The sequence below is a fragment of the Pedobacter kyonggii genome (assembly GCF_004310665.1).
Lineage (GTDB): Bacteria > Bacteroidota > Bacteroidia > Sphingobacteriales > Sphingobacteriaceae > Pedobacter > Pedobacter kyonggii.
In genome coordinates this window covers 19,734-40,253 of sequence record NZ_SIXF01000012.1, presented here as the reverse complement: position 1 = coordinate 40,253, position 20,520 = coordinate 19,734, and the positions used below count along the sequence as shown (strand labels likewise).

25 protein-coding genes are annotated in these 20,520 nt (G+C 38.4%); 20 read left to right on the top strand and 5 right to left on the bottom strand.

The genetic code is table 11. The features are described 5' to 3' along the window. Positions 1-118 precede the first annotated feature (118 nt). Positions 119-1,672 carry a T9SS response regulator signal transducer PorX gene (gene porX / locus EYS08_RS13590; RefSeq protein ID WP_057931049.1) on the bottom strand — a complete coding sequence of 518 codons (1,554 nt, stop codon included), beginning with the start codon at positions 1,670-1,672 and terminating at the stop codon, positions 119-121. 111 nt (positions 1,673-1,783) lie between these two features. Here porX and EYS08_RS13585 point away from each other — a divergent pair, with 111 nt between their 5' ends. The 10 genes from EYS08_RS13585 to EYS08_RS25740 all read left to right on the top strand — a co-directional run bounded on the left by EYS08_RS13585 (position 1,784) and on the right by EYS08_RS25740 (position 10,111). Further along, entirely contained in the window at positions 1,784-3,007 is a 1,224-nt protein-coding gene (locus tag EYS08_RS13585) for an HD domain-containing protein (protein ID WP_165456454.1), read from the top strand. 122 nt (positions 3,008-3,129) lie between these two features. Next, positions 3,130-4,206, top strand: a complete 1,077-nt coding sequence (gene lpxD, locus EYS08_RS13580; RefSeq protein WP_131030560.1) for a UDP-3-O-(3-hydroxymyristoyl)glucosamine N-acyltransferase — start codon at positions 3,130-3,132, stop codon at positions 4,204-4,206. Beyond that, positions 4,196-5,608 (top strand): bifunctional UDP-3-O-[3-hydroxymyristoyl] N-acetylglucosamine deacetylase/3-hydroxyacyl-ACP dehydratase, encoded by a 1,413-nt coding sequence (locus tag EYS08_RS13575; protein WP_131030559.1) that lies wholly within the window; start codon positions 4,196-4,198, stop codon positions 5,606-5,608. The genes lpxD and EYS08_RS13575 overlap by 11 nt, the downstream gene beginning before the upstream one ends. Continuing rightward, positions 5,608-6,393, top strand: coding sequence for an acyl-ACP--UDP-N-acetylglucosamine O-acyltransferase (gene lpxA / locus EYS08_RS13570; RefSeq protein ID WP_029274294.1), 786 nt, complete (start codon positions 5,608-5,610; stop codon positions 6,391-6,393). Before EYS08_RS13575 ends, lpxA begins: the two co-directional genes overlap by 1 nt. Before the next feature lie 69 nt (positions 6,394-6,462). Next, on the top strand, positions 6,463-6,945 hold the full coding sequence (locus EYS08_RS13565) for a GNAT family N-acetyltransferase (RefSeq protein WP_131030558.1): 483 nt from the start codon (positions 6,463-6,465) through the stop codon (positions 6,943-6,945). Positions 6,946-6,950: 5 nt separating this feature from the next. Continuing rightward, on the top strand, positions 6,951-7,565 hold the full coding sequence (locus tag EYS08_RS13560) for an ABC transporter ATP-binding protein (protein ID WP_131030557.1): 615 nt from the start codon (positions 6,951-6,953) through the stop codon (positions 7,563-7,565). A gap of 446 nt (positions 7,566-8,011) precedes the next feature. After that, positions 8,012-8,572 carry an elongation factor P gene (efp, locus tag EYS08_RS13555; protein ID WP_131030556.1) on the top strand — a complete coding sequence of 187 codons (561 nt, stop codon included), beginning with the start codon at positions 8,012-8,014 and terminating at the stop codon, positions 8,570-8,572. A 131-nt stretch (positions 8,573-8,703) separates the two neighbouring features. Further along, a complete protein-coding gene (gene efp / locus EYS08_RS13550) occupies positions 8,704-9,264 on the top strand; it encodes an elongation factor P (protein WP_131030555.1) in 561 nt (186 codons plus the stop codon). A gap of 117 nt (positions 9,265-9,381) precedes the next feature. Further along, positions 9,382-9,942: a 5-formyltetrahydrofolate cyclo-ligase gene (locus tag EYS08_RS13545; RefSeq protein WP_131030554.1), complete on the top strand. Its 561-nt coding sequence runs from the start codon at positions 9,382-9,384 to the stop codon at positions 9,940-9,942. A 10-nt stretch (positions 9,943-9,952) separates the two neighbouring features. Continuing rightward, entirely contained in the window at positions 9,953-10,111 is a 159-nt protein-coding gene (locus EYS08_RS25740; RefSeq protein ID WP_157255332.1) for a hypothetical protein, read from the top strand. Positions 10,112-10,345: 234 nt separating this feature from the next. Here the strand turns inward: EYS08_RS25740 and EYS08_RS13540 are convergent, their stop codons facing one another. From EYS08_RS13540 to EYS08_RS13530, 3 genes are all read right to left on the bottom strand, one after another. Then, positions 10,346-11,338, bottom strand: coding sequence for a formimidoylglutamase (locus EYS08_RS13540; protein WP_131030553.1), 993 nt, complete (start codon positions 11,336-11,338; stop codon positions 10,346-10,348). After that, entirely contained in the window at positions 11,331-12,572 is a 1,242-nt protein-coding gene (hutI, locus tag EYS08_RS13535; RefSeq protein ID WP_131030552.1) for an imidazolonepropionase, read from the bottom strand. Before hutI ends, EYS08_RS13540 begins: the two co-directional genes overlap by 8 nt. A 75-nt stretch (positions 12,573-12,647) precedes the next feature. Continuing rightward, positions 12,648-13,415: an exodeoxyribonuclease III gene (locus EYS08_RS13530; protein WP_131030551.1), complete on the bottom strand. Its 768-nt coding sequence runs from the start codon at positions 13,413-13,415 to the stop codon at positions 12,648-12,650. A 90-nt stretch (positions 13,416-13,505) separates the two neighbouring features. Here EYS08_RS13530 and EYS08_RS13525 point away from each other — a divergent pair, with 90 nt between their 5' ends. Next, on the top strand, positions 13,506-13,736 hold the full coding sequence (locus EYS08_RS13525; protein ID WP_131030550.1) for a hypothetical protein: 231 nt from the start codon (positions 13,506-13,508) through the stop codon (positions 13,734-13,736). Continuing rightward, the gene (locus EYS08_RS13520; RefSeq protein WP_131030549.1) at positions 13,727-14,017 is read left to right on the top strand and encodes a type II toxin-antitoxin system RelE/ParE family toxin; all 291 of its coding nucleotides are present in this window, start codon (positions 13,727-13,729) and stop codon (positions 14,015-14,017) included. Before EYS08_RS13525 ends, EYS08_RS13520 begins: the two co-directional genes overlap by 10 nt. Here EYS08_RS13520 and EYS08_RS13515 read toward each other — a convergent pair. Then, positions 14,010-14,732 carry a peptidylprolyl isomerase gene (locus tag EYS08_RS13515; protein ID WP_131030548.1) on the bottom strand — a complete coding sequence of 241 codons (723 nt, stop codon included), beginning with the start codon at positions 14,730-14,732 and terminating at the stop codon, positions 14,010-14,012. The two genes, EYS08_RS13520 and EYS08_RS13515, sit on opposite strands and share 8 nt — an antisense overlap. 94 nt (positions 14,733-14,826) lie before the next feature. Between EYS08_RS13515 and EYS08_RS13510 the strand changes: the two genes are divergently transcribed. From EYS08_RS13510 to EYS08_RS13475, 8 genes are all read left to right on the top strand, one after another. Next, entirely contained in the window at positions 14,827-15,228 is a 402-nt protein-coding gene (locus EYS08_RS13510) for an HYC_CC_PP family protein (RefSeq protein WP_131030547.1), read from the top strand. A gap of 86 nt (positions 15,229-15,314) precedes the next feature. Further along, positions 15,315-15,851 carry a heavy-metal-associated domain-containing protein gene (locus tag EYS08_RS13505; protein WP_131030546.1) on the top strand — a complete coding sequence of 179 codons (537 nt, stop codon included), beginning with the start codon at positions 15,315-15,317 and terminating at the stop codon, positions 15,849-15,851. Between the two features lies 1 nt (position 15,852). Then, positions 15,853-16,665: a hypothetical protein gene (locus EYS08_RS13500; protein WP_131030545.1), complete on the top strand. Its 813-nt coding sequence runs from the start codon at positions 15,853-15,855 to the stop codon at positions 16,663-16,665. Positions 16,666-16,762: 97 nt separating this feature from the next. After that, positions 16,763-17,266 carry a DUF3347 domain-containing protein gene (locus tag EYS08_RS13495; protein ID WP_131030544.1) on the top strand — a complete coding sequence of 168 codons (504 nt, stop codon included), beginning with the start codon at positions 16,763-16,765 and terminating at the stop codon, positions 17,264-17,266. Then, a complete protein-coding gene (locus tag EYS08_RS13490; protein ID WP_131030543.1) occupies positions 17,266-17,829 on the top strand; it encodes a helix-turn-helix domain-containing protein in 564 nt (187 codons plus the stop codon). The genes EYS08_RS13495 and EYS08_RS13490 overlap by 1 nt, the downstream gene beginning before the upstream one ends. A gap of 196 nt (positions 17,830-18,025) precedes the next feature. Further along, positions 18,026-18,598 carry a YceI family protein gene (locus EYS08_RS13485; RefSeq protein ID WP_131030542.1) on the top strand — a complete coding sequence of 191 codons (573 nt, stop codon included), beginning with the start codon at positions 18,026-18,028 and terminating at the stop codon, positions 18,596-18,598. A 122-nt stretch (positions 18,599-18,720) separates the two neighbouring features. Continuing rightward, positions 18,721-19,545 (top strand): 4,5-DOPA-extradiol-dioxygenase, encoded by an 825-nt coding sequence (gene ygiD / locus EYS08_RS13480; RefSeq protein WP_131030541.1) that lies wholly within the window; start codon positions 18,721-18,723, stop codon positions 19,543-19,545. Positions 19,546-19,798: 253 nt separating this feature from the next. Next, positions 19,799-20,518, top strand: a complete 720-nt coding sequence (locus tag EYS08_RS13475; protein ID WP_131030540.1) for a heavy-metal-associated domain-containing protein — start codon at positions 19,799-19,801, stop codon at positions 20,516-20,518. The last annotated feature ends 2 nt before the right edge of the window (positions 20,519-20,520 follow it).

The following is a 20,520-nucleotide window of genomic DNA, read 5'->3' as shown; positions in this document are numbered from 1 at the left end:
ATTTGCGATTTGTCAGTCTGAGCCTGTCGAAGACCCTACAATCGCGACAGATCCTGAAATAAGTTCAGGAGGACGATTCTATTGAAAATTAACAGTCTCATGTCTCAAATCCCTTAACCTACCTCGGTGAATACGTCACCACCGGTATAATCATTTCCTCAAGTGAGATACCTCCATGCTGGAAGGTTTCGTTATAGTAATTCACAAACTGATTGTAATTATTAGGATAAACGAAATAGCTATCTTCTCTTGCAAAAATATAACTGCTGCTGATGTTAATTTTAGGCAACAACGCATCATGAGGATTTTTAATCAAAAACACTTCTTTTGCATTAAAATTAAGGTTTCTACCTTGTTTATACCTTAAATTGGTGTTTGTGCTCCTATCGCCTATTACTTTAACTGGTTTTTTAACACGGATGGTTCCGTGATCGGTTGTGATGATCACTTTTACCTTTTTCTGTGAGATTTTTTTCAACAAATCCCAAAGTGGCGAATGTTCAAACCAAGATAAGGTTAACGAACGGTAAGCGGCATCATCATTGGCCAGCTCGCGGATCATCTGCATATCCGTACGGGCATGGCTTAACATATCAACAAAGTTGAATACGATGGCATTGAAATCGTTCTGCAACAAGTTATTGGTCTGATCAACAAGATCTTTCCCTTGCTCAAAAGTGAGGATTTTATTATAACTGAATTTACAATCTTTTCTTAAACTACGTTTAATGTTATCGGCCAGAAAAGCTTCTTCGTGCATGTTTTTTCCACCTTCATCATCATCGTTCTGCCACAGCTGTGGGAAACGTTTCTCCATATCCAAAGGCATCATGCCCGAAAAGATGGCGTTACGGGCATATTGTGTCGCTGTTGGCAAAATGCTCGTGTACATATCTTCTTCATCAATTCTGAAATATTCAGAAATTAGCGGATTAATGATTTTCCACTGATCGTAACGTAAATTATCAATCAGAATAAAAAAGACCGGTGTGGTATCGTTAATATGAGGGAAGGCTTTTTTCTTTAGCAATTCATTAGAGAGCAAGGGGGCTTTATCTTTTTCTTTAATCCAGCCTAAATAATGTTCTTCGATAAATTTAGTAAACTGTGTATTGGCCTCCTGTTTCTGCATGGTTAAAATTTCATGCATTTGCGGGTCATCGAGTTTTTCAAGTTCCAGCTCCCAAAAAACGATTTTTTTATACACATCCACCCACTCTTCGTAATTCAGCCTGTCGCCAAGCGTCATACCCAATCGGCGGAAATCCTGCTGGTAAGCCATAGAAGTTTTCTCGCTTACCAGGCGTTTGTTATCGATCAGCTTTTTAATGGTTAGTAAAACCTGCTTTGGATTTACGGGTTTGATCAGGTAATCATCAATTTTGCTGCCTATCGCATCCTCCATCAAGTTCTCTTCTTCACTTTTGGTAATCAGCACAACAGGAACATCGGGATTTAAATTTTTAATGGCCGATAAGGTCTCAATCCCACTCATCCCCGGCATATTTTCGTCCAAAAAAACCAGGTCAAAATGAGCTTTTCCAAATGCCTCTAATGCATCGTTTCCATTGGTAAATGTAGTTACATGGTAACCTTTATCATTGAGCAATAATATATGAGGTTTTAATAAGTCGATTTCATCATCGGCCCATAATATTTTAGTTTCTTGCATGTTATTGTAAAAATAGGTAAGTATTGCCTTTTAATTTTGGCAGGTAAATCAAACTATAAATAAAAATAGCAATTTTTGTACCGTATCTTTCTATTTAACTATTTTTAACGATTGAACAAGAAGAAAATAATAAATGATCCGGTTTACGGTTTCATCAGTATTCCATCCGAATTAGTTTACGATGTGATATCACATCCTTATTTCCAGCGTTTGCGTTACATCAAACAGCTTGGGATGACTCATTTGGTTTATCCAGGTGCATTGCATACGCGTTTCCACCATGCTTTAGGGGCCATGCATTTAATGAGTTTGGCCATAAATCTTTTAAGAAGTAAAGGACATACCATAACCGATGGCGAAGAAGAAGCCGCCATTTTGGCCATTTTACTACACGATATCGGCCACGGCCCTTTTTCGCATGCATTAGAACATTCTTTAGTAACTGGAATTAAACATGAAGATATTTCGGCAAAACTGATGCGCGATCTAAATGTGCATTTTGAAGGGCGGTTAACCCATGCCATCGAAATTTTTAATGGCACCTATCCCAAAAAGTTTCTTCACCAACTGATTTCCGGTCAGTTAGACTTAGATCGGATGGATTATTTAAACCGCGATAGCTTTTTTACGGGTGTTAGTGAAGGTGTAATCAGTTTCGATCGGATTATTAAGATGTTTAACGTTTACGATGATGATCTGGTGATTGAGGAGAAAGGCATTTATTCTATCGAGAAATTTTTAATTGCCCGCCGGCTGATGTACTGGCAGGTTTATCTGCACAAAACTGTTATTGCTGGCGAGATGATTTTAGTAAAGCTACTAGAGCGTGCAAAAGAATTATCAGCCACTGGAGCCGATTTATTTGCTTCGCCATCATTAAATTATTTCTTAAAAAACGATATTAACGAGGCTAATTTCTTCTCTCAACACGAAAATCTGGAACATTTTACCAACCTTGATGATCAGGATATTTATGCAGCTGTTAAGGTCTGGACCAAACATCCTGATAAAATTTTGTCTACGTTATGTAAAATGCTTACTTCAAGAAATCTTTACAAGGTAGAAATGGGCAACGAAATGGCCAATCTTAACCGCGTAACCTTTTTACAGGATGCCGCGGTTAATTTATTAGAAATCAAACCCGAAGAAGCACGGTATTTTGTTTTTACCGATTCGATCCAAAACCGCGCATATAACGCAGGGGTTGGAAATATCAAGATTTTGATGAAAAATAATGATATTGTTGATATTGCAAAGGCTTCAGATTTGTCTAATCTGGAGTCGCTGCAAAAAACTGTAGAAAAATATATCCTGTGTTACCCCAGAGGGATTTAAGGTTATTTAACAAAATATTTAACTTTTAGTGCCGTTTTAAGTCTTATTATTGTGTAAAATATACACAGTTTAACCCGAGCAGGTTTTTTTGTTCATATCAATTTAACATATACCTTTGTACGATGCAATTTACTGCCACGCAGATAAGTCAGTTTCTAAACGGTTCCATTGATGGCAACCCCGATGTAGCCGTTACCGAACTTTCTAAAATAGAAGACGGAAAGGAAGGCTCCTTGTCTTTTCTTTCGAACCCTAAGTACGAAAATTTTTTGTATTCTACTCAGGCGTCAGTCGTTATCGTATCAAAGGATTTCGCCCCTACGCAACCATACACCAGTACATTAATACGTGTAGAAAATCCATATAGTGCTTTTACAATCTTGTTGGATAAATATAATGAAGCTGTTAATGCCCAGACCGCACAATCTGGAATTGACAAACTGGCGTTTGTTCACCCTACAGCGAAAATTGGCAAAAACGTGTTTATAGATGCTTTTGCTTATGTGGCCGAAAATGTAGAAATTGCAGATGGCTGTAAAATAAATGCGCAAACCTTTATCGGCGCGAATTCTAAAGTCGGCGAAAACAGCACTTTTTTCCCTGGTGTAAAAATTTATCACAATTCAATAATCGGCAGCAGGGTCGTTATTCATTCCAATACCGTTATAGGAAGCGATGGTTTTGGTTTTGCCCCACAAAAAAACGGCACTTACAATAAAATCCCTCAGATTGGAAACGTTATAATTGAAGATGACGTAGAAATTGGCGCAAATACAACTGTAGATCGTGCAACAATGGGATCAACAATTGTAAAGAAAGGTGCAAAAATCGATAACCTGATCCAGATTGCGCACAATGTAGAGATTGGCGAGAACACGGTTTTAGCCGCACAGTCGGGTATATCAGGAAGTACAAAAATTGGCCCTAACAGTGTTGTTGGCGGACAAGTTGGTATAGCCGGGCACTTAACTTTAGCAAAGGGCACTCAGATTGGCGCACAGGCCGGTATCAATTTTAATATTACAGAAGAAAATAAACAATGGCACGGTAGTCCGGCGCAGCCATTGCGCAACTGGATGCGTGCCTCAGTAATTTTTAAACATCTTCCAGATGTAGAAAAAAGAATAAACGCGCTCGAACAGGAATTGAAAAAGCTTACAGCTGAACTGGAAAAGAATACAATACACAATGAACGTTAGACAAAAAACGATTAAACAAGAAATATCGGCATCTGGTGTTGGTTTACACACAGGCGCTAATGTTACTTTAACATTTTGCCCGGCCCCCGAAAATCATGGCTTTAAATTTCAGCGTATTGATTTAGATGGCCACCCGATTATCGAAGCCGATGCAGATAACGTTACCGATACCTCACGAGGCACTACGCTTACCCAAAATGGCGCTAGCGTTAGCACTGTAGAACACGTAATGGCATCGCTGGTTGGTATGGACCTCGATAACGTACTAATTAAATTAGATGGACCAGAAACCCCAATTATGGACGGCAGTTCTATCCAGTTTGTTGATTTACTGGAGGAAGTAGGTACAGTTGAGCAAAATGCAGATCGCGAGTATTTCACCATCCCACATAACATTACCTATACCGAAGAAGATAGAAAAGTAGAAATTGTAGCCATGCCGTTAGACGACTATCGTTTTACGTGTATGATTGATTATAATTCTCCTGTTTTGGGCAGCCAGCACGCTGGCATTAATACCATTGCAGAGTTTAAGAAAGAAATTGCTTCTTGCCGTACCTTCTGTTTTCTACACGAATTGGAATACCAATTATCGCACAATTTAATTAAGGGTGGTGATTTAAATAACGCCATTGTAATTGTAGATAAAGAAGTTACCAAAGATGAATTACGCCACCTGGCTAAATTATTTAACCGTAAAGATATCGATGTTGCCCCCCAGGGAATTTTGAACAACATGGAGCTGCGTTACCAAAATGAGCCTGCCCGTCATAAATTATTAGATATGATCGGCGATTTAGCTTTGGTTGGCATGCATTTAAAAGGCCATATTATGGCTGCCCGCCCGGGCCATGCAGCAAACGTTGCTTTTGCTAAAAAAATTAAAGCAGCGATTAAAAAAGAGAAAAACAAAAAAATACAAAAGGTTTACGATCCAAGTGCAAAACCATTGTATGACGTTGTTCAGATTATGGATATTTTGCCGCACCGGCAACCATTTTTATTCGTTGATAAAATATTAGAACTTTCTAAAAACCATGTGGTAGGTGTTAAAAACGTAACCATGAACGAAGAGTTTTTTAAAGGTCACTTTCCTGGTGCACCAGTTTTTCCGGGTGTAATTCAAATCGAGGCTATGGCTCAAGTTGGTGGTATATTAGTGTTAAGCACCGTTCCAGATCCTAGAAATTATTTAACCTATTTCTTAAAAATAGATAACGTACGTTTTAGGGCCCAGGTTCTTCCTGGCGATACTATTGTTTTCCGCTGCGATTTACTTGAACCAATCAGAAGGGGCATTGCCCAGATGAAAGGTGTAGGTATGGTTGGGGAAAAAATCGTTGTCGAAGCCGAAATGATGGCTCAAATTTCAAAAGTTAAACAAGCAGAACCCGCCCAATAATGATACAACCTTTAGCATACATACATCCGCAGGCAAAGATTGCCGAAAACGTGGTAATCGAACCCTTTGTAGTGATACATAAAGACGTTGTAATTGGAGAAGGAACCTGGATCGGATCGAACGTTACCATTATGGATGGTGCACGTATCGGCAAAAACTGCCGCATATTTCCTGGCGCTGTTATTTCTGGCGAACCACAGGATTTAAAATTTGCCGGCGAAGTTACTACTGCAGAAATTGGCGACAATACAACTATCCGCGAATGTGTAACCATTAACCGTGGTACAAAAGATAAATGGAAAACCACTATCGGTAGCAATTGTTTAATTCAGGCATACTCACATATTGCGCACGATTGTGAAGTTGGAAACAACTGCATTTTCTCAAACAGCACCACCTTAGCTGGCCATATTACCATTGGAAACAATGTCGTTTTAGCAGGCTTGGTTGCTATACATCAATTCGTTAAAGTGGGTTCTTATGCCTTTGTAACTGGTGGTTCATTGGTACGCAAAGATGTTCCTCCTTATGTAAAAGCAGCTCGCGAGCCACTTTCTTATGCAGGCATTAACTCTGTGGGTTTGCGCAGAAGAGGTTTTACTAACGAGCAGATTGACGAAATCCAAGAGATTTACCGTGTGCTTTTTGTAAAACACAATAACGTAACGAAAGCTTTAGACATGATTGAAGCCGAATTTAAACCAACGGAAATCCGTGATGAAATTGTAGATTTTATCCGTAATTCTAACCGCGGGGTAATGAAGGGTTTCGGAATGGGAAGCTAATAAGGTAGAAGCGGAAAGGTTTAAGGTGAAGGGTAAAATCCATTGCCTTAACCAAATTCAAATATATTCATGAGTGATTTAATGCTAATCAGAACCGATTCAGACAATGCCGATTTTAGGACTTTGGTTGCTTTATTGGATAAGGATTTAGCTGTTAGAGATGGTGACGACCATACTTTTTATGCACAGTTTAACAAGGTTGATGCCATTAAAGAAGTTATTGTAGCTTATCACAATGCAATTGCTGTTGGCTGTGGTGCCATAAAGCTTTTTTCAGCAACAGAAGCCGAAGTTAAAAGAATGTTTGTACATCCAGATTATAGAAAGCAAGGCATAGCTGCCAAAGTTTTAAATGAATTAGAAAGCTGGGCTGCTGAACTCGGTTTTACTGCATGTGTTTTAGAAACAGGCAAGAAACAACCGGAAGCCATTGCACTTTACCTAAAATTGGGTTACCACATTACGCCCAACTACGGGCAATACATTGGTGTTGATAATAGCGTTTGCATGATAAAAACGATCACCGCCAAACTCCAAACGCCTAGCGCTTAACCCAAATGAATATCACTTTACAAAATGTTGGCAGAAGGTTTAATAAGGAATGGATTTTTAGAAATTTAAGTACTGAATTCACCTCTGGCAATAGTTATGCAATACTGGGACCTAATGGCTCTGGTAAATCAACTTTATTAAGCGTTTTAACGGGTAGCTTATCTCCTTCGGAAGGAGAAATTTCATTCTCAGACACCAAAGAGATTTCTGTAGAAAATATTTATAAATACATCAGCCTGGCTGCCCCATATCTCGAACTTGTTGAAACATTTACCTTAAAAGAGAGCATTGATTTCCATTTTAAGTTCAAAAATTTTGCTCCGGGACTCGATTCAAAAAAGCTGATCACCATATTAGGATTAGAAAAAGCAGCGAACAAAGAAATCAAGTACTTTTCATCGGGAATGAAGCAAAGAACCAAACTAGCTTTGGCATGTTGTACCGATACACCAATTTTATTTTTAGACGAGCCAACGAGCAATTTAGACGTTCAGGGAATAAATTGGTACCGCGAACTGATCGAAAATTTTGGAAAGGACCGCCTGACAATAATTGGCTCTAATCAAATACAAGAATACAATTTCTGCACAAATCAGATACAAATATCAGATTATAAGTAAGTTACCTTAAAACCCATCCCCTTACAGAACGTCCGTTTTGTCATACATTTGTATTAAAAATAAATTTTTCTAAAAATATTTTGTGATTCACAAATTGTTCGTACCTTTGCACCACCAAAAAGAGAAACAATTATTTAATTTATCTCTTGAAGTAAAAGATCATATTTTCCGTATTTCGGAATCAAAATATATAGCCCGTAAAGGCAAAGAGTTTTTCATAGTTTAGTTTGAGGTTTAGGTTGATTATGCCTTTGGAGTGGTTCCCAAAGGCATTTCTTTTATGTGGATATTTTTTTACCAGTTAACATTCACTAAAACCAAAAACCGAATACCCTCCAGACTAATGGCTACTGAACCAGTGAACAACGGATTTTCCTTTCCAAATCATCATTCCTTTTTTTTAACTTTGGTGCTCAAAAATTAACAAAACTAGATTTCATTATAAAATGGCAAAGGCATCAGAAGTAAAAAGCGGAAATGTGCTTCGTTTTAACGGAGAGTTGGTAAGTGTAGAAGAATACATCCACCGTACTCCAGGAAATTTAAGGGCTTTTTATCAGGCCCGCATGCGCAACGTAAAAACTGGCAAAATTGTAGAATACCGTTTCCGGACCGATGAAGAGGTGACCATTTGCCGTGTAGAAACCAACGACTATCAATACCTTTATGAAGATAGCGATTATTTGGTGGTGATGGACAACAACACTTTTGAGCAATACAATATCCCCAAGTTGCTTTTCGGAAACTCCATTAAGTTTTTAAAAGAGGGCATGAATGTAACTATTGCTTTTGAGAGCGATGAACCGATTGTTGCACAGCTTCCTAATAGTGTAGAGTTAGAAGTTACTTATTCCGAACCCGCTGTAAAAGGCGATACCTCTACCAGTGCACAAAAATATGCCACTGTAGAAACCGGCGCAGAAATAAGGGTTCCTTTATTTATTAACCAGGGAGATAAGGTTAAAGTTGACACCAAAACCGGCGAATACATGGAGCGGGTAAAATAGCAGAACTGAGGCTTTAGATCTCCTTAAACCCTAAGCCTTATACCTTAAACCTTTATAGGTTTTTATCAAAATAATTTTACCTTTGCCGTCACGAAAAACTGAAATATAAATCCAATTTAGGATAACACAATATGGCAAAAGCATCAGAAATTAAAACAGGCAACATTCTTCGCATAAACAACGAGCTGGTTACTGTTGACGAATGGAATCACCGTACACCAGGAAAAGGTGGAGCATTTTACACTGGTAAATTCCGTAACATTAAATCGGGCAGAATTGTTGAAGCTCGTATGAATACCGACGAGGCTGTAGAAATCTGCCGCGTTGAAACCAATGATTATCAATATTTATACGAAGAAGGTGATTATCTGGTAGTAATGGACAACAACAATTACGAACAGTTTAACGTTGAGAAAGCTTTATTCGGTTCGGCTATTAAATTCTTAAAGGAAGGCATGAACATTATTGTTTCTATGGAAAGCGAAGAAGCAATTATGGCTCAATTGCCAAACTTTGCTGAATTTGAAATTACCTATTCGGAGCCAGCTGTTAAAGGCGATACTTCTACAAACGCATTAAAAGCGGCAACATTAGAAAATGGTGTTGAGGTGAAAGTTCCGATGTTTGTAAACCAAGGAGACAAAATTAAAATCGATACCCGCACCGGCGAGTACGTTGAGCGTGTAAAATAATTTGATTAAAATATATGGAAGCCTCTGAAGTGAACTCTTCAGGGGCTTTTTGGTTTCTACATCTGTAAAAAACAACCTGCTTCGCTATCTTGTTATAAAAACATAAATTTGAATATTATGTTAAAAGCCGAAATCAGAAAGCAAGCATTAAAAGACAGGTTATTGCTAAGCGATGCGACATACGAAAGCCTGAACGATGCACTTTTAAAACAGCTTAAAACACTCGATTTTAGCCAAATTAAAACACTACACATCTTCTTACCCATTACAGAGAAAAAAGAGCCTAATACTTTTTTACTGATCGAGTGGCTTAACCAAAATCACCCCAGAATTAAAATCATTGTACCTAAAGCCGATTTTGAAACCGCTTTAATGACCAATCACGAATATTTAGGAGTAGGCGATTTAAAGAAAAACCTTTATAACATCCTGGAACCGCAGAAAGGAAACCTACATGAGGGCGAAGTAGATCTTGTTGTTATTCCACTTTTAGCTTTCGATAAACAAGGTTACCGGGTGGGTTATGGCAAGGGCTTTTACGATCGTTTTTTACAGGATATAAATGCTCAAAAAATAGGCTTATCTTTGTGCCCTGCTATTGAAAAAATCGATGATGTAAATGAACACGACATCAAGTTGGATTTTTGCATTACGCCAACAGAAATTATAAAATTTTAAGCTTACCAGCATGCCACAGGAAATCGTTATCAAAACCGAAAAACAATACGAAGACAATATGATTGCGGTATTCGAGTTACAGGAAAAGGAGGAATTAACGGCTGAAGACCTGAAACAGATCGAACTGATGCTGAAAGCTGGTGAAAAATACGAAGCTGAGCACCTGTAAGGGCTCATTAGTTCAGTGGCCATTAGTTTTCGGTCTGGGTGCTTCATAAAAAAGTCTTCACCCTTCCCCAATTTTTCGTCATCTCGACTGGAACACAGCAGAATGGAGAGATCTAAATCAAAAGTACGCTCGAGACAGATTTCTCGGCTGCGTTACACTCCACTCGAAATGACGGCTTTGGCGGACAACCCAACACAGGAATACTCCGTGTTTTCCATGAATACGTGCCTAAACTTAAGAACTATAGCCTTTAACAAAATCGCTCACCAGATAAGCAACCAGTTTAGCGGTCAACCTACTCACCCTCCCATCCAACATTCGGGTTGCCCCCTCGCTTAAATGCAAATAAGAAAATTTCTTTGCGCTAGTCAAAATTAACTTTCTAATATCGTTAATTGCGAAACCAGATGGTGTTTCGGCGCTGGAAAGTACATTTTGAACGCAGTCCAGATCAATTTCCAAGCCTACAACTGAGCCTATTTCATTCACTATGTCAGTAAAGTCAGCCCCGGTTAAAATATCTTCAAAAAACACAGCCTTAAACTTTGGGTTCGTATCTATTTGATTTAAAATGGCTTCATTATTATAATTTTGATGCAAGCCATACATGAAATAATTATTCAGGTAGTTTTCCTTTAGCGCGTAAGAAAATCCGTTCCCGCTATGCCTACCTTCCAGTTCTCTTAAATCAGCATGCGCATCCACATTTAAAACCGCTATTGGCTCTTCATGTGCTAAAGAAGTACCCTTAATTATGGGGTAGGCATTATTATGACCACCACCAATCACAATAGGTATTTTACCTGCAGCTACAATTTTTTCAATTACGGGATAAACCAGCTCATCAATCTGTGCTACTTTATTTCTTAAACCCATTAAGGAAGAATCTTCGGGCTCATCGATTTCGAAATGGCCTAAAACCAAAACCTCCTCTCCGTTTAAAAAGCGATTGCTCTGGATATTTAAAAAAGCCACCAAACTTGGCCGCCACATAGAGGCTGCACCTGCGATACCCAGGTTTGCACGCACGCCTATGTCTTCCGGAATACCGAACAATACAAATTTCGAACTACTGGCTTTTAATCCATCTACCGAAATACTATCACCTGATAAAGCTCGCTCCTCATGTTGATATACATTAACCCTTTCGCCCAGTTTGATTTCGCCATCACGAGCGATCAGTAAATGATCGATGTTGCCCTGCGAATATATTTTAAGGTTATCCATTGTAAATTTCACCGTTTAAAATAACAGTTTCTATTTGCGTTTCGCCAAAGCTGTACGGCAAATAGGCAATTGAAGACATCGGTTTGGTTATAAACAGGTTCGCTCTTTTACCAACAGCAATGCTCCCATAATCTTCACTTATCTCCATTGCTGCCGCACCATTTAATGTTGCAGCATTTATCGCCTGCTCAGGGAGCATCTTCATTTTAATGCATGCAAGTGAAACCACAAAATTCATGTTTCCTGAAGGTGTTGAACCAGGATTGTAATCGGTAGCCAAAGCAACCGGCAAATCGGCTTTAATAAAGCTTTTGGCATCAGCAAAAGGAATACCCAGATAAAACGAACAAGAAGGGAGTAATGTTACAATGGCATCAGCATTTCTTAACGTTTCTATTGTTTCTTCATCACTTTCTTCGAGGTGATCAACTGAAATGGCTCTATTTTGCACAGAAACCGCTATTGCCCCCGAAACGGAAAGCTGATTGGCATGTACTTTTGGTTTTAGTCCATATTTTGCACCCGCCTTTAATACCTGATCGGTTTCTTCGACAGAGAAAAACCCTTTTTCGCAAAAAACATCAATATAGTCAGCCAATTTTTCTTCTGCTATTTGAGGCAACATTTCATTAATAATTAAATCGATATAACCCTGATGGTTGTTTTTAAATTCAGCCGGATAAGCATGAGCGGCTAAGAAAGTTGCTTTTATAGGAATCGGGAACTGATCTTTTAGCCTGCGGATTACCCTGAGCATTTTGATTTCGCTCTCTGTGGTTAACCCATATCCGCTTTTAATTTCAACGGCACCAGTTCCCAGAAGGATCATCTGCTTTAATCTCACAGATGCACTTTCAAACAATTCGTCTTCTGAAGCTTTTTGGAGTTTATTTGCCGAATTTAGAATTCCACCTCCCGCAGCGGCAATTTCCTCATAGCTTTTGCCTTGGATTTTCATGGCAAATTCTTCCTCGCGCGAAGCAGCAAAAACAATGTGTGTATGGCTGTCGCACCATGAAGGGAAAATATATCTGCCCTTTGCCGAGACTTGAGATGGGAGATTTGAGATATGATACGGGATTGAATCCATCTTGCCAAAATCTTTGATCAGACCATCTTCGATTAAAAGCCATGCATTTTCAAGAACAGCTAAATGACCTAATTCACTGCCACGCAGCACTAATTTATCTTTGGAATGTAAGCCTACCAGGCCTTTTATATCTGTGATTAGCATTTGGTTAGCTGAAGGTTAATTGGTTAACTATTTAAATCGGTTAATCGTGAATAACAAAACGGTTAACCAAATACATTAATCTATCTCTAAAAGAACCGGGCAATGATCTGAATGTATCGCATCGGGTAAAATTCTAACATTTTTCAGGCGGTTTTCCATAGGTTTGGTAGCCAAATGGTAGTCGATCCGCCAACCCAGGTTCTTCCCTCTGGAGCCCGCGCGATAACTCCACCAGGTATAATGGTGTGGATCTTTATTAAAATGACGGAAAGTATCGATGAAACCATTATCCAAAAATAACTGCATCCACTCCCGTTCTTCTGGTAAAAATCCAGATGAATTGGCGTTTGATTTCGGGTTATGGATATCTATTGAGGTGTGGCAGATGTTATAATCGCCGCTTACAATCAAATTCGGGATCTCCTTACGCAATTCTCCGATGTACTCATCAAAGAACCGCATAAATTCGTACTTTTTAACCTGACGTTCATCTCCGCTTGAGCCAGATGGCATATAGAGACTCATTAAAGAAAAATCGTTAAAATCTGCCCTTAAAATTCTACCCTCTTTATCGATCCATTCTTCACTGCAGCCAAATTCGATATGATTCGGTTTAATTCTGGTCAGAATTGCCACACCGCTATATCCCTTTTTTTCAGCGGGGAACCAATAATGGTGGTAGCCAAGTTGCTCAATCAGGGCAATAATTTCAGGAATCTGCGATGGCAAAGCTTTTACTTCCTGCAGGCAGACCATATCAGCATCTGTAGCCTGAAGCCAGCCAAAAAAGTTTTTGGTACTTGCTGCCCTAATCCCATTAACATTATAGGAGATAATCTTCATTCAGTAAATTTCAATTGTTGTGGGCGGTAAATTTAGAAATTAATTAAATAAATGCTTAGTAATTCAGATTTGCTTTCGTTAAATTTGTTTATGAGCATTGAAGAGCTAAAAATAGAGATCGCAAAAAAAGTATTCGAAACTGATGACGAAAATCTCCTGTCAGAGTTAGAGATACTTTTGAATCATAGTGAAAAAGTTATTTTAGAGGAATTACCGAAACATGTTCAGGAAGGTATTAAAAGAGGATTAAAGCAAGCTGAAGAAGGGAAATTAATCCCTTATAATGAAGTTAAAAGAAGACTCTCTGAGAAATGGCATTAACAGTTTCTTTTTCAGAAGAAGCATACGAAACACTACTCGGCATTGGGATGTTCATCGAGGAAGTTTGGGGATATGATTACGCTGAAAAATTCATCCACAGTGTTTATAAAAAAATTGATTTAATTGCCATTCAGCCATTCGTTTACGAACCCATTTTATTAAACAATCAAGTTAGAAAAGGCGTAGTTTCGAAATATACTTCTTTCTATTATAGGGTTTATCAAGAAGAAATTAGAATCCTATTCTTTTTCGACAACAGACAAGATCCATTAATTACATAACCATTTTATCTTTCAAAGAAGCTTGTAACAACTGCTTCTCTAATTTCTTGGCCGCTCTTCTTTTCAATATTGAAACTTCCATTTTCACATTCTGTTTTGGACGATTGTTTTTATCAGTTGCCAGAACAGCTATTTTATCAACCATATCCAAACCAAGCACTATTTCGCCATAAACGGTATAGTTTCTATCCAAATGAGGCGTGCCACCTATCGTTTTATATACCTCACGCTGCCATTCAGGAATTTTGAATTTAAGTCGTTTTTCTTCAACATTATCCAATTGCTGGTCGGTAAAAACTTTTCCCTGAACCAGGTAAAACTGACTACCGCTTGATGCTTTGGCCGGATTAACATCATCACCTTCCCTGGCCGCAGCCAGAACGCCTTTTTTGTGAAACAAGCTATCATTAAACTCTGCCGGAATGGTATATTTAGGTCCACCCTCACCCAATAAAGAATCAGGTTTGGCATTTTTAGAATCCGGATCACCACCCTGAATCATAAAATCTTTGATCACCCGATGAAATAAAATACCATTATAATAGCCTTTTTTAGTCAATTTCAAAAAGTTATCACGATGTAAAGGGGTTTGATTATATAGCCTAACGATGCACTCTCCAAATTCAGTTTTGATGCGGACATATTGGTTTTTAGGCTTTGCCGCAAAAGCAGAAAGTATCGAAAAGGCGCAGAGGAATAATAATATTTTCTTCATTTAATTGGTGTTTGAGGCTAAATTAAGCTAAAAAATGAAATTCAATAAATAATTGCTCGCATTATTAGATATTTTTTCCTTTACCTTTGTATTAATGAAGTTAAAACAAAAAATAGCACTTTCTTTGGCTGTATTCTATGCAGTTAGTGTTATGGGTTTGGCTTTAAGTCTCCATTTCTGTGGGGGCAAATTAGAAAACGTTAAACTTTTTAGCAACGAGGTTTCCTGCAAATTCTGCAAGGAAATTCCAGCCGAAAAGAAAGATGATGGATGTTGCAAAAACACACAGGTAACGGTTAAAGTTAAAGATAGTCACCAAGCAGAGGCACAGGTACAAATGCCGAAGTTATTTTCTATCCAGCTTTTCCTTCATCCTCCAGTTTTAGAATTTCTGACGAACATAACACCAAAGTTTTTCAGTAAGATTTCGAATAAAGCTCCGCCGCTTTCCTCGCGGATTGCCTTGCACATTTTCAATTGTTTTTTTAGGAATTAGGATTTTAAACCTCGGCTCGTCAATGCATCGTTTTGCATTTGACAGGCTCAATTTGACATTCTCTTAAATTCTAATTCAAAAAAATCATGAAAGCAATAAAAATTTTCAGCATCATTATGCTGTTCTTCACCGTTAATGTATCGGCACAACAAATATCTTCAGCAGATTTACAGGTAACAGGCTTAACCTGCTCAATGTGTTCAAATGCAACACAAAAATCGTTAGAAACCCTAAACTTTATCAGCAGCGTAAAGCCCGATTTAAACAAAAACATCTTTGTTCTAACCTTTAAAAAGGACGCTAACATCAATCTTGATTTGGTTCGCAAAAAGGTTCAGGATGCTGGTTTTTCTGTTGGCGGCTTAACTGCAAGTTTCAATTTTAACCAGGTAAAAATAGACGATAAAGGTCAGGCAATTGTTGATGGCAATGTGTACCGTTTTGTAAATGCCAAAAGCAAAACACTTAACGGAACTGTAAAAGCCAGTGTGGTTGATAAAAACTTCATTTCTGGTTCAGCATTTAAAAAACAAGCAACAACGGCTAATTCTGATGCCTATGCGAGTGGTACTGGCGTAGTTAACGGAAAAAAAACGCGTATATACCATTTAGTTCTTTCTTAATATGAAGAAGATATTCGTATTAGCGTTGATAATTATCGGCGCCTATACAAATGGTTTTGCACAAGAGCTATATGTATTTACTGAACCTGCGAGTAATATGCCAACCAAATCGATTGGTATAAGAATTACGAACGAAGGCATGTTTAACTATCCAGGTTATGTAAGTAGGACTATTCCTGAAGTAATGATCGGTTTTAACAAAAACCTGATGATGCATGCTCAAGGTTTTTTATCTGATATGGATGGAAAATACCGCCTGGAAGGCGGAAGTCTTTACGCCAAGTATCGGTTTTTATCTCTGGACGAAGCGCATAGCCATTTTAGGGCATCAGCCTTTGGAAGAGTAAGCACAAGTAAACGGCCAACCTACACCAGAGATATTAACCTGGAAGGTGACAATAGTGGCATACAGAGCGGATTAATTTTTACGCAACTTTTGCATAAACTCGCCCTGTCAACAACTTTGGGTTATGCGCATGCTTTCGAAAACAACAACAGGCAAATTGCTGGCATGCCACAACCTAAAAACATGTTATCCTACAGTTTATCGTCAGGTTATCTGGTTTTGCCAGTGGTTTACAAGGATTATAAGCAGCCGAACTTTAACGTATATTTAGAGCTACTGGGCAAAACAGATCCAAGTAGTGGCCAATCGTACTTAGATATTGCCCCAGCCATACAGATGATTTTGAACAGTACAACCCGGATCGATTTAGGCTACCGCTTTCAGGCAACTGGAAATATGGATAACCGATACACCAAAAATATGTATCTGCTTAGGGCAGAATTTAATTTCTTTAACGTTTTAAAATAAAATACAACAAACGAAACCATCATGGTTTTTCAGATTAATTTCAGTCAGATTAAAACCATGATCGCTTCATCACCATTAAAAAAACAATATAAAACCGATGAAAAAAATATTAGGAATAGTTGCCATCATAACAATCGCAACAACAGCTTTAACTTACGCACAAAGCAAAACAGATGTAGCCTTAAATCAGGCGCTAACAGCTTATTACGAGGTGAAAAATGCTTTAGCCGCTGACAAAAAAGATTTAGCCATCGAAAAAGTAAAGGTTTTTTCGGCAAAAGTAAATGCAGTGAACCATAAAGATCTACCTGCCGATCAGCATAAAATATTTATGGAACAAGCGGGCATCATTAAAAGTAAAGCTGCTCAACTTGCAGGTTCTAATGACATTAAAACACAAAGAAAAGCTTTTGAAGGAATTTCTTATGCCATGATCAAAACCTTAAAGGGTTTAAAGTTTAATAGCAAGACCGTTTACATTCAACATTGCCCAATGGCAAAGGCAAGCTGGTTAAACGAAAAAGAGAACATCGAAAATCCATATTATGGAAGTATGATGTTCAATTGTGGTGACGTTTCTGAAACCATAAAATCGAACTAATGAAGCTGCATATCAAAAACATGGTATGCAACCGTTGTAAAATGGTGGTTAAAGCTGAGCTGGAAAAGCTCGGCTTTAAACCATTATTGGTTGAACTTGGCGAGGTTACCTTGGCTGAAAACATTTCTCCTGAGGATAAAATCAAGATATCGGATAGTTTGACTCATTTTGGATTCGAATTGCTTGAGGATAAGAAAACCCAAATTGCAGAACAGATTAAAACCGCAATTATTAATCTGGTACACTATGCCCAAGAGCCATTAAAAATCAATCTTTCTGCCTATCTCAGCGAGCTGTTAAAATTGGAATACACGAGCTTAAGCAGCATTTTTTCGGAGGTGGAAGACCAAACCATCGAGAAGTATTTCATTGCTCAAAAAATAGAAAAAGCAAAAGAGATGCTTACTTATGGCGAACTTACCTTGAGCGAAATTGCCTATCAATTGAACTACAGTAGTGTTGCACATTTATCGGCACAGTTTAAAAAAGTAACCGGAATTACACCCTCAGCTTATAAAGCAGCATCAATGGATAGCAGAAAAACACTAGATGAGGTGAAATAGTTGATGGCTCATGGACAATAGCCTATAAGCCGTATACTAACCTCAAATTTCTTACCATAGATCAATACTAATCGATTGATCTTCAGCTATCTTTGTAGCTAAATAAATTTACTAGTATGAAACCATCATGATTTTTCAAACCACATTGGTAAAAAATCTGATAGCTTCATCACAGTTAAAACTAAATTATAACCTGATGAAAAAATTATTCTTATTTCTGATCGCTACCTCAATTAGTGTAGCATCATTTGCACAAACAAGCTGGAAAATAGATCCGATGCATTCATTTGTTAATTTTTCGGTTAAACACATGGGTATTTCTTTCGTTGACGGTTCGTTTAAAAAATTCGACGGAACAATTACGGCTTCTAAACCAGATTTGACGGATGCTAAAATTAGCTTTAGCGTTGATGTGAATAGCATTACTACGGGTGTTGACATGAGAGACGGACACTTAAAAACTGACGATTTTTTTAATGTGGCGACTTACCCTACGATGAAGTTCGAAAGCACTTCTTTCAAAAAATTAAGCGGAAACAACTATGAGTTAAGTGGAAAGTTAACCATCCGCGATGTAACCAAAGAAGTAAAATTTGCTGTAGTTTATGGTGGTACGGCTAAAGATCAACAAGGAAACACTAAAGCCGGATTTGGTGCTACAACGACCATTAACCGTTTAGATTATAACATTAAATATGATCCAACTGGTGCCGGCGTTGCAAAAGATGTAGCTATTAAATTAAACCTGGAGTTTGTTCAGGCGAAATAACACCTGAATCGTCATTTCGAGTGAAGCACAGCGAAATCGAGAAATCTTTTAGCCTATGATGGTTTATAAGCTTTAAAGATTTCTCCACTTCGGTCGAAAAGACGATCACCTAATAGAAAATCATGTCTACATTATCTCAATTCAGAAGTTTTACTCAGCGCTTGCCTCAAACCGACTTGATGCCAGCACTTTTTATTGGCCACGGTTCACCCATGAACGGTATCGAGAATAATGAGTTTAGTCAGAGCTGGGCTGAATTGGCAAAAAATATTCCTGTTCCAAAAGCAGTGTTAGTGGTGTCGGCGCACTGGTACACACATGGAACCTTTGTTACGGCAGTGGATTTTCCAAGCACCATTCACGATTTTGGAGGGTTCCCCCAGGCGCTTTTTGATGTTCAATATCCTGCACCAGGCGATCCAAAACTGGCTGCAGAAATTCCGAATTTAATTCATTCCACTTCTGTTGGTTTAGACCACGATTGGGGATTGGATCATGGTACCTGGACAGTGGTTAAACACATGTACCCAAATGCCGATATTCCAGTTTTGCAATTGAGTATCGATTATACCAAATCGCCTGAACAACATTACGAAATTGCCAAAGAAATTTATGCGCTCCGTAAAAAAGGAATATTGGTTTTGGGCAGCGGGAATATGGTGCACAACCTACGCATGTTAAGTTGGGAAATGATTAATGGCGGAGGTTATGATTGGGCGATTGAAATGAACGATAAGTTTAAAAATTTAATTGCCAACGGCGATCACAAACCTTTGATCAACTATCGTAACCTGGGTACCGATGCGATGTTGTCCATCCCTACACCAGAGCACTATTTACCGCTCATTTATACCCTTGGAATGAAAAATGATAAGGAAGAGGTTTCTTTCTTCAATGACAAAGCTGTTGGTGGTTCGTTAACCATGACATCGGTTTTGGTGGGATAAGCAGGGTTTAGGGTTAGGGTAAACACCTTCTATAGTGGCTTGTTTATAAAACGTTGATCAAGCCTTAATTTCTTAATGATAACTATTTAAACGGTGAGGGAATTATCGCACAATCACAGAGAACCGCCCGCCGCAGATAGAGATTCTTCACTGCGTTCAGAATGACAGCAGCCGAAAATTTTATAAAACTTTATGATTATTTTGTAACGCTTATGGCCCTATGAAGCGGTAAATTTGTATAAAGATTTTAATCATGACACACACCTATCAACTCACCGGCATGACCTGTGGCGGTTGCGAAAATAAAGTAAAAAGTAATTTGCTCGTTTTACCAGATGTAACTTCTGTTGAGGTTTCGAAAGATACCAATTCTGCCACCATTAGCATGGATAAACATATTGGCTTAGATACACTCCAACAAGCTTTGGGCGGATCAGAAAGCAAATATCAAATTTCTGCAGCCCACCATAGCGAAACACTTGAAGAAGCAAAATCGTGGGCCGAAACCTATAAACCTATTTTGTTGATATTTGGGTATGTTACTGTCATATCACTTGTGGTTTCGTGGCATTCTACCGGAATTGATTTCATGGTGTTTATGCGCATTTTTATGGCTGGTTTCTTCCTCACCTTCTCTTTCTTTAAAATGCTTAACCTGAAAGCCTTTGCCGAAAGTTATGCCATGTACGATATCGTAGCCAAAAAGTTTGGTGCGTGGGGATATATCTATGCTTTTATCGAACTCGGACTAGGCTTATCTTTTGCTTTAAACTTATCACCCGTAGCAGTAAACTGGGTTACGCTTGTCGTAATGACGATAAGCATCTTTGGTGTTTTGGAAAGTGTTTTGAACAAGAAAAAGATTCAGTGTGCCTGTTTGGGTGCGGTGTTTAACCTACCCATGAGTACCGTAACCATTGTTGAAGATGCCATTATGATTGCCATGAGTGCAGCGATGCTGATTTTGATGTAAGC

Coding starts and splice junctions, on each gene's coding strand:
- porX (WP_057931049.1), bottom strand. CDS start 1,672: ATGCAAGAAACTAAAATATTATGGGCCGATGATGAAATCGACTTATTA.
- EYS08_RS13525 (WP_131030550.1), top strand. CDS start 13,506: ATGAGCATTGAAGAGCTAAAAATAGAGATCGCAAAAAAAGTATTCGAA.
- lpxD (WP_131030560.1), top strand. CDS start 3,130: ATGCAATTTACTGCCACGCAGATAAGTCAGTTTCTAAACGGTTCCATT.
- EYS08_RS13475 (WP_131030540.1), top strand. CDS start 19,799: ATGACACACACCTATCAACTCACCGGCATGACCTGTGGCGGTTGCGAA.
- EYS08_RS13545 (WP_131030554.1), top strand. CDS start 9,382: ATGTTAAAAGCCGAAATCAGAAAGCAAGCATTAAAAGACAGGTTATTG.
- EYS08_RS13505 (WP_131030546.1), top strand. CDS start 15,315: ATGAAAGCAATAAAAATTTTCAGCATCATTATGCTGTTCTTCACCGTT.
- EYS08_RS13490 (WP_131030543.1), top strand. CDS start 17,266: ATGAAGCTGCATATCAAAAACATGGTATGCAACCGTTGTAAAATGGTG.
- efp (WP_131030556.1), top strand. CDS start 8,012: ATGGCAAAGGCATCAGAAGTAAAAAGCGGAAATGTGCTTCGTTTTAAC.
- EYS08_RS13520 (WP_131030549.1), top strand. CDS start 13,727: ATGGCATTAACAGTTTCTTTTTCAGAAGAAGCATACGAAACACTACTC.
- EYS08_RS25740 (WP_157255332.1), top strand. CDS start 9,953: ATGCCACAGGAAATCGTTATCAAAACCGAAAAACAATACGAAGACAAT.
- EYS08_RS13560 (WP_131030557.1), top strand. CDS start 6,951: ATGAATATCACTTTACAAAATGTTGGCAGAAGGTTTAATAAGGAATGG.
- EYS08_RS13500 (WP_131030545.1), top strand. CDS start 15,853: ATGAAGAAGATATTCGTATTAGCGTTGATAATTATCGGCGCCTATACA.
- EYS08_RS13565 (WP_131030558.1), top strand. CDS start 6,463: ATGAGTGATTTAATGCTAATCAGAACCGATTCAGACAATGCCGATTTT.
- EYS08_RS13495 (WP_131030544.1), top strand. CDS start 16,763: ATGAAAAAAATATTAGGAATAGTTGCCATCATAACAATCGCAACAACA.
- lpxA (WP_029274294.1), top strand. CDS start 5,608: ATGATACAACCTTTAGCATACATACATCCGCAGGCAAAGATTGCCGAA.
- EYS08_RS13515 (WP_131030548.1), bottom strand. CDS start 14,732: ATGAAGAAAATATTATTATTCCTCTGCGCCTTTTCGATACTTTCTGCT.
- EYS08_RS13575 (WP_131030559.1), top strand. CDS start 4,196: ATGAACGTTAGACAAAAAACGATTAAACAAGAAATATCGGCATCTGGT.
- efp (WP_131030555.1), top strand. CDS start 8,704: ATGGCAAAAGCATCAGAAATTAAAACAGGCAACATTCTTCGCATAAAC.
- EYS08_RS13485 (WP_131030542.1), top strand. CDS start 18,026: ATGAAAAAATTATTCTTATTTCTGATCGCTACCTCAATTAGTGTAGCA.
- EYS08_RS13510 (WP_131030547.1), top strand. CDS start 14,827: ATGAAGTTAAAACAAAAAATAGCACTTTCTTTGGCTGTATTCTATGCA.
- ygiD (WP_131030541.1), top strand. CDS start 18,721: ATGTCTACATTATCTCAATTCAGAAGTTTTACTCAGCGCTTGCCTCAA.
- hutI (WP_131030552.1), bottom strand. CDS start 12,572: ATGCTAATCACAGATATAAAAGGCCTGGTAGGCTTACATTCCAAAGAT.
- EYS08_RS13530 (WP_131030551.1), bottom strand. CDS start 13,415: ATGAAGATTATCTCCTATAATGTTAATGGGATTAGGGCAGCAAGTACC.
- EYS08_RS13540 (WP_131030553.1), bottom strand. CDS start 11,338: ATGGATAACCTTAAAATATATTCGCAGGGCAACATCGATCATTTACTG.